The organism is Vulcanibacillus modesticaldus, assembly GCF_001730235.1.
Taxonomy (GTDB): Bacteria; Bacillota; Bacilli; order Tepidibacillales; family Tepidibacillaceae; genus Vulcanibacillus; species Vulcanibacillus modesticaldus.
Genome location: NZ_MIJF01000044.1, coordinates 1 through 7,854 on the forward strand (window position 1 = coordinate 1; position 7,854 = coordinate 7,854).

Consider the following 7,854-nt stretch of genomic DNA (forward strand, 5'->3'; position numbering starts at 1 on the left):
ATACAAAATTATACGATCATTATTATCTTCAGAATAAACAATATATGATAAATTGAAGATTGTTAATGTAATAATTAATAAAGCAATCTTTACTTTCATTTTATTGCATCTCCTATTTTTTATTGTTTTATTATCCATCAATTAATCATTAACAATTCAACGTTTTTGAATTAAAAAAATACTATTGTTTGAGCTTATACTAAGATGGCACATGACGTCTGATAACAAAATATTCACACTGCGGCGATAACTAAGGAGTAGATTCAAATGAAGTACGCCTTGGTCGCTCGAAGTGATAAGAAGAGAAGTCAAATAGAAGTAGATTCAAAAAGAATCGAGGTAGCATAAACAGGCGACACACCCTTTCGCTAACCGAGTCAGCATTCCCAAGCTTAAGATAAGAGCTATCTAAAGCTCGGAAATGCTTGTAAGCTCAAGGGCGTCGTGAATAATCGATCGTTATCCGAAAATCGCCATTGCTTGGGAAATCGCTGTAGCACAACAATAATGTTATCTACTTTAACCCCTCGTTTAAAGGTGATGTTTCGCTAGAATTGATACGGCGTTAATATCTTTTGATGTTATAAGTTAGCATTATCCAAAATTCTCGATCAATTCTTCCCAATATATAGATCATTCATTCAAAACCAGTGGATGATGGGGTTATTTCGTGAAAACTAAAATTAGATCGATAACATTATTGACCATCTCATAAATACACATAGATAGGAATTCAATCAACATTTTTTTAATAAGGTTTTGAAGATTAATAGAATTGTTTCGATGGTAAAAACAAATATTTTTAAAGTTGGCAATTGCATAATCTACATAATCCATCTTACATAGATATAAATATTTGACATCGATCAGATGGATTAGGGGGATATTCAACGAAGAGAAGAAAAAAGAAGCTATTTCACATCAATTCTATTTGAGACGAGAATGAGAACTCATCAATCTAAATAAGCAACCGGGAATGATAACGCAGATTGTTAATGGTAAATAGTGATTAACAGAAAGTATATGCGTTATCATTAGAAAATGGAAAATGTTGATTCAAATTTTTAAAAGTTCATGAGATGGTGGAAGGTTATTCAATCTAATTAAAGAGCGACATCGGATAACACAATATTCACACTGCGGCGATAGCAAAGAAGTAGATTCAAATGAAGTACGCCTTGGTCGACTGAAGTGATAAGAAGAGAAGTCAAGCAGAAGTAGATTCTAAAAGACTTGAAGAAGCTTAATCAGCGACACACCCTTTCGCTAACCGAGACAGCATTCCCGAGCCCAAGTTAAGAGCTAACTAAGGCTCGGAAACGCTTGTAAGCTCAAGGGCGTCGTGAATACGAGACCGTTATCAGAAAGAAGAGGTAAAACGCCACGTCCTGTGGCGAATATATTTAAAAGAAGGAGAAAATGTTTATGGATATTACCGATACAAGTAAAATTTCTTATTTAGAGATGATACAAGGAGTAATAACACGTATGTCAACAAATTCATTTATATTAAAAGGATGGGCAATTACTCTTATAGCTGGTATTCTTGCTTTTGCCAGTACCAATACAAATAAAATGTATTTCTTGGTTGCGTATATTCCAATTTTAATTTTTTGGTTTCTTGATTCTTACTATCTACAATTAGAACGTAAATATAGAAAGTTATATGATAAGGCTAGAATGAACCAAGAAAATGATTTTAACATGGAAATTTCTATTTCAAATATTGGTAATGATACAAAACTACGTTATTTTAGTTGTTTTTTTGCCCCAATTGAAATATGGTTTTACTTACCTAGTATAATACTTGTTGCAATAATGTCAATTATAGCAATTTAACATTATAGATTTGGAATATTGTTTAGTTGATAATATAAAATCTATTAAATTGTTGAAAGGAGATTATAGATGGCACATAAAACGTTTATTTCATATAAATATAGTGAATCGCAAAATCTACGCGATGAAATTATTAAAGCACTTGGAGAGGACGCACAGTTTTATAAGGGGGAAACAAGTGACTCTCCAGATTTAACAGATACTACAACTGAAAATATCAAAAAAAATTTGAAAGATATGATTTGGGGAACATCAGTAACTATAGTGATTGTATCCCCAAATATGACAAAAAGTAAATGGATTGATTGGGAGATTGAATATTCATTGAAGGAAATAAGAAGAGGAGATAATACTTCACGCAGTAATGGTATTGTTGGGGTGGTTATGAAATATAATGGGGGATATAATTGGTTGAGAACTGAAACTATAAAACCGGATGGACATAAATCTATTTCAACAGATGATAGCAAACTTTATCCAATTATTGTGAATAATCGTTACAACCAAAATCCTAAAAAGTATTTCTGCGAGCAGTGTAAAACTGTTGATGTATTAACTGGCTCGTATATCGCTTTAGTTAATGAAGAAGATTTTTTGTCTGATCCGCAAAAGTATATAGATAATGCTTATGATAAATGTATAAATATTAGTGGTTATGACATAACAAAAACTAAATAAGATGTTTGTAAATACTACGGAATAATTATTAAATTGATACTGGAATAAATGAATATGGAGTGCGACGTCCTGTCGCACTCTGAACTGTGGGACCTCTTCCATCTGATAACAATATATCCCCGCTGCGGGCTAGCGCCCTTGGTCGCTTGAAGCGATAAGAGGAAAAGGCAATGAGAAGTAGATTCAAAAAGTATCAAAGAAGTGTAATCAGCGACACACCCTTTCGCTAACCAAGCCGGTCGTTGCATTAGCCTGCCAAGTCTGGCAAGGCATTAGCAACTCCCTGTAAGCTCAAGGGCGTCGGGGATACGAGACCGTTAGGCGAAATGACCAAAATCCTTACGCTATCCCACCAAAAGGAGGTGAGAGAAGTGGAAATGAAAATTAATACTCCCCATATAGAATTAGAAGAAGATTTTTCTAAAATCAAAATGCTTTCTGAAGTAACTGATACTAATGAAATAAATATACTAATTCACAAAAACGGATCAGTTATTGTTCAAATTTTAGAAAAAGGTAAAAACGAATCATTAATATGGAGTAATAAAAATATTAAAAATAATAATGGGAAAATTAATTTTGAAGATTAAATAAAAGAAATTATTTTAGTACCATTAAACGTTTTTATGTCGATTATGGTGAAAGATGGATTTGATTTATTTAAAACAAATCTAAATCCTCCTTTTCCCATGATTATTGTACCCATACTAAACACCTCCCAAATAAATATATAAATGAAAAAAGACATCACAAAAAATGTGGTGTCTTTTTAAAATAAAAAGTAAAAAGCCCTTACAAATAAGGGCTTTTTACTTTAGCCTCATGTCAAAGACACGGGTCATTATCATATGTTAGCCTCTTGCTTTTAGCAAGGGTTATTATAACATTCTTTACATATATATTATTATTCATACTAATAGATGTCAATATATAAAATAAAATTTTAATTTATTTTTCAGAAGCTAGATGCTTCACTTATTTGTAATTGTAATTCTCTGATTTGCCGCCTAAGTTTCTCTATCTCATCTTCCTGATTTTTGATTAATTTTTCAAATTCTTTAACTTTATCTTTATTTAATTTATTTACATATGGACTATATATTTGTATTAATTTTTCTTCTACTTTTTTAAATAATTCTGTTCTACTGATATTTTGGAATAAATCTTTGATTATCCTATTTTTCCCTATGGATGTAATTTGGTGTAATAGTAAAATAGAATCGTTATCAAATTGATTATACTCTTCGCTTTTGACTCTTATAATAGTATTTTCTATTTTAGAAGGATATCTTTTGCCTCTATCAGAGGTCACTGGTAAAACCAAAATTAAATTACCAAAATCTTTTAGGACAACCCCGATATGTTCATATGAAAACTCTAAACCAATGTTGTGATGCCCATAATCTATTAACAATAATCTTCCCCTACTATAACTTTTAGAAGAAAAATTATTTCTTTGTTCTTGTTTTTTTGAACCGTAAATACCATATTTATTCCACACATCATTCCACGAAATAAAGTTAATAATATCAAGTAGAGGTAAATTTTTTAATATTTCATTTGAATTGTTTATAGTCCTATCTAATTCATTATTAATTATAAAGTTATCATTTAGAGATAAATTTAATTTTTCACAATTTTGTTCTAATTTTCCTTTTATATCTGTTAACGGCAACATCTCTCACCTCCATTCCATCTTCATATTTCGACAGAATAGAGGAAAATCCTTCATAATATTTTAAATATTTATATAATTTGTTTATGTTTATGATAAAATAATGTAAAAATACATTCAAAGATGTCGGTCACTTCGCCTAACACCGTATTCCCAAAATCAGAAAATCATTGACTTCGGGAATACGGGAAACGTTATCCGAAAATCGCCATTGCTTGGGAAATCGCTGTAGCACAACAATAATGTTATCCATTATTAATCCCATCATTTAAAGGTGATGTTTCGCTTGAATTGATCCGACGTTAATATTTTTTGACATTATAAGTTGGCTCTATCCAAAATTCTCGATCAATTCTACTCAATTAATATGATCACTCATTAAATTAGGGGATGGTGGGATTATTCCGGGAAAACGAAAATTAGACCGATAACATTATTGACTATCTTATAAATACATAAATAGGGATTGAATCAACATTTTTTTAATTAAGGTTTTGAAGATTAATAGAATTGGATAGATGGTAAAAACAAATATTTTTAAAGTTGGCAATTGCATAACCTATATAATCCATCTTTCATAGATATAAATACTAGAAATTAATTAGATGGATTAAGGGTATATTCAACGAAGAGAAGAAAAAGAAGCTATTTCACATCAATTCTATTTAACATGATAAGATAACTCATCAACTTAAATAAGTAACTGGGAATGATAACGCAGATTATTAATGGTAAATAGTGGTTAACAGCAAGTATATACGTTATCATTAGAAAAATGGGAAATGTTGATTCAAAATTTAAAAAGTTTATGAGATGGTGGAAGGATATTCATTATATTTAAAGAGCGACATCGGATAACACAATATTCTCGCTGCGGCGATGGCAAAGAAGTAGATTCAAATGAAGTACGCCTTGGTCGCTTGAAGCAATAAGAAGAAAAGACAAGGAGAAGTAGATTCAAAAAGAATCGAGGAAGTGTAATCAGGCGACACAACCTTTCGCTAACCGAGACAGCATTCCCGAGCTTAAGATAAGAGCTATCTAAAGCTCGGAAACGCTTGTAAGCTCAAGGGCGTCGCGAATACGAGATCGTTATATGTAATAGGCCAATTTATAAAACTTCCTATTGAAAATAGAGGTATTTGTATATTTTTGGTGAATAATTTTTTATAAATTACAAATAAATTTTAGGTGGGTGAAAATATGGACGAAATTACACGTAGTTTTGTCAATGAATTTACAAATAAGTTTCAAATTGAAAGTAATAATTTTTCTGACAAATTTGAAGCATTTTCTAATTTTTGTGTAGTTAGTAATGAATATAATAGAACAAGTTTTAATATTGAAGATACGTTTACAGGGGATTCTACTCAAGGAATTGATGGTATAGCAATTATAATAAATAATAAATTGGTTAATAGTATTTATGAAATAGATGATCTAATAGAATTGAATAGAACATTAAATGTGAATTTTATTTTTATACAATCAAAAACTTCTTCGAAATTCAATAATAATGATATTTTAAATTTTTTTGAATGGGTTAAAACCTTCTTTCGTAAAAATAGTAATAGTATATTTTCGTCTGATGAAATGAAAAAATTTATAGAATTGAAAGATTATATTTACAGTAAGTCAGAATATATGGAAGAAAGAAATCCAATATGTAGTCTTTACTATGTTACAACTGGAAAATGGCAAGAGGATGAAAATCTATTAGAAGTTATTAATAATAATATAGCAGAATTAGATAATACTAATTTATTTGAAAAAGTTATTTTTAATCCATGTGATGCAAAAACCATTCAAAAAATGTATCGAAAGACAAAAGAACAAGTTTCTGCGACATTTTTATTTGAAAAGAAAGTAACAATTCCATCAACTCCTAAAAATGTACAAGTAGCCTATTTTGGCATGTTACCTTTTAGAGAGTTTAAAAAAATAATTATAGATGAGAATGGAAATATAAAAAATGTTTTTGATGATAATATAAGGGATTTTTTGGGTTTTGATAATGATGTTAATGAAGCAATTAATAAGACATTAAAAGAGGGGAAAACAGATTTTTTTAGCATTTTAAATAATGGGGTAACAGTAGTAGCAGAGAGGATATCAGGTGCAGGGGATACAATAACCATAACCAATTACCAAATTGTAAATGGAGCCCAAACAAGTCATGTATTATATGAAAATGTAAATAATGAAGCAATTAATAATGTCATTATTCCATTAAGAATTATTATTACTAATGATGACGATATAAAGAATGATATAACTAAAGCAACCAATAGTCAAACAGCAGTTAAGAAAGAAGAACTCGAAGCATTATCTGAGTTTCAAAAAAATCTTGAAACTTATTATAATACAATGACTGATGAAAATAGATTATATTACGAAAGAAGAACAAATCAATATAGTAATACTACTATTCCAAAAACAAGAATAGTTAACATACCAAATCAAATAAAATCATTTACTGCTATGTTTTTGGATAATCCACATGGTGTATCTGGGTATTATGGTACAATTGCAAAAAAAATGGGAAGTAGAATTTTTAGATTAGATCACGAATTTGTACCTTATTATACTAGTGCGTTTGCGCTATATAAATTAGATTTATTTTTTAGAACAAATAAACTCCCAAAAGAAGCTAAAAGAATGAGATATCATATTTTGATGTTAACAAGATTATTGGTTGCTGGGAGTGATATGCCTAACTTAAACAGTCCTAAAATAAGAGAGTATTGTAAACCATTAACTGAATTACTTTTAGATAATGAAAAATCTTTAGCAGTGTTTGAAAATATAATTGAAAAAATTAAAAAATCAGGTATCGATTTAGGTGATAGAAAAGTATTTGAGAAAAAGGAAACTACAGATATATTATTAAGAATTCTCTAACAAGGGGATTCTTCCATTTTTTTTGATGGTTTTAATTTGTGTATCAAGCGTCCTACTACATATAACAAAGCATTCACACAGCGGGCTAACTCCCTTGGTCGCAGGAGAAAATGAAGAAATACTCAAAGAAGCAATTCACATATGCAGTGAAGCATATTCGGCGACACACCCTTTCGCTAACCGAGCCAGTCGTTCCATTAGCCTGCCAAGTCTGGCAAGGCATTAGCAACTCCTTGTAAGCTCAAGGGCGTCGTGAATACAGAACGTTATCAGAAATCATATGCAAAAATCAAATATATGTAGAAAAATAATTTACATCCTATTATATTTTACTCAGTTAATTTTTCTACATCTCTATGTATAAATTCGGTAACAAATGTACCTGATGGACCCATTTCTAATGTTATGGTATCAAGTCCATAAGGTGGAACAGCTGATTTCCAAGAACGAACTAAAATTTTCATTTTAAATTTATATCCACCTTCTATAAGGCGTTCTATTTTTATAATTTTAATCACTAGCGTTGCATTAATGTAGTCAGAATATTTCTTCTAATAATCACTAGTTCATAAAAAAATCCTTTATAATGGAAGTACAGGTGCTCCCTGTCCAAATCCAATATAAAGGACCATGCTTATGGACAAGGATACACTATTTTCGTCATTTGGTAAATGGATAGCTCCTATCAATTCTGTAAAATTACAACAAAAAGTAGAAGAAATGAAGCAAGACAAATACGTTAAAAAATTAACAACAAGAGC

General features: G+C 30.1%; 5 protein-coding genes and 1 pseudogene. 4 read left to right on the plus strand and 2 right to left on the minus strand.

Going from position 1 to position 7,854, the window contains the following annotated elements; genetic code table 11:
* Positions 1 to 1,425 precede the first annotated feature (1,425 nt).
* From BHF71_RS08180 to BHF71_RS08190, 3 genes are all read left to right on the plus strand, one after another.
* On the plus strand, positions 1,426 to 1,839 hold the full coding sequence (locus tag BHF71_RS08180; RefSeq protein ID WP_069657180.1) for a hypothetical protein: 414 nt from the start codon (positions 1,426 to 1,428) through the stop codon (positions 1,837 to 1,839).
* 69 nt (positions 1,840 to 1,908) lie between these two features.
* A complete protein-coding gene (locus tag BHF71_RS08185; protein WP_069657181.1) occupies positions 1,909 to 2,517 on the plus strand; it encodes a TIR domain-containing protein in 609 nt (202 codons plus the stop codon).
* Between the two features lie 371 nt (positions 2,518 to 2,888).
* A complete protein-coding gene (locus BHF71_RS08190) occupies positions 2,889 to 3,107 on the plus strand; it encodes a hypothetical protein (protein WP_069657182.1) in 219 nt (72 codons plus the stop codon).
* A 365-nt stretch (positions 3,108 to 3,472) separates the two neighbouring features.
* Here BHF71_RS08190 and BHF71_RS08195 read toward each other — a convergent pair whose 3' ends face one another.
* Positions 3,473 to 4,195, minus strand: coding sequence for a type II toxin-antitoxin system PemK/MazF family toxin (locus BHF71_RS08195; RefSeq protein ID WP_069657183.1), 723 nt, complete (start codon positions 4,193 to 4,195; stop codon positions 3,473 to 3,475).
* A 1,200-nt stretch (positions 4,196 to 5,395) separates the two neighbouring features.
* Between BHF71_RS08195 and BHF71_RS12205 the strand changes: the two genes are divergently transcribed.
* Positions 5,396 to 7,093 (plus strand): AIPR family protein, encoded by a 1,698-nt coding sequence (locus tag BHF71_RS12205; protein ID WP_069657184.1) that lies wholly within the window; start codon positions 5,396 to 5,398, stop codon positions 7,091 to 7,093.
* Between the two features lie 329 nt (positions 7,094 to 7,422).
* Here BHF71_RS12205 and BHF71_RS11645 read toward each other — a convergent pair.
* Positions 7,423 to 7,629 (minus strand): annotated as a pseudogene (locus BHF71_RS11645) (DUF3888 domain-containing protein); the annotation flags it as partial.
* Positions 7,630 to 7,854 lie beyond the last annotated feature (225 nt).